Source organism: Bacillus sp. P4_D3, from assembly GCF_056401855.1.
This window is the reverse complement of sequence record NZ_JBFUIN010001336.1, coordinates 1-538: the sequence shown is the minus strand read 5'-3', so window position 1 is coordinate 538 and position 538 is coordinate 1. Positions and strand designations below refer to the sequence as shown.

At 33.3% G+C, this 538-nt stretch carries 1 protein-coding gene; it reads right to left on the bottom strand.

Going from position 1 to position 538, the window contains the following annotated elements; all coding sequences use genetic code 11:
• Positions 1 to 282, bottom strand: a 282-nt coding sequence (locus AC1DTM_RS31190) for a CDP-alcohol phosphatidyltransferase family protein (RefSeq protein ID WP_477001786.1), incomplete at its 3' end; no start/stop codon positions are given.
• Between the last annotated feature and the right edge of the window lie 256 nt (positions 283 to 538).

Genomic DNA, 538 nt, shown 5'->3' with positions numbered 1-538 from the left:
AGTTAAAATAGATGGTGTTGCTATCGAATGAAATAGAAGTGCAGGCGCAACTCCGAAACTAACAATATCAGCTAAGGAATCCAATTGTACACCAAATTCACTGTTCACTTTTAATTTTCTCGCAATTCTTCCATCAAGGAGATCTAAAACAGCTGAAAAGAAAATAAAAATGGAGGCTACTTCCAAATAGTCACTCATATTCATGGTAATTGAAAAAACACCGCACAATAAATTTCCAATCGTAAATAAATTGGGTACAGCTTTTACTATCTGATTGAACAAGGTTGTCCCCCCTAAGTTGATCAAACTTCACATTTATGTAGCATTTTCTATATATTCTTCCGTTATTCTTGAAAATATATGACCACTGTATGCTAAGTAAATTTCGACAAGAGAAAAGCCGATTTCCTGTACGTTATGTTGGTTTATAAACATGTTTGATCAAAGGTAAGTCTATTCTCTCTAAAAGTTGCATTATATCTTCATATAGTCATAAAATTAATCTGTGGTCGAAAATGCGTAAAGAGCTGCTAGAATG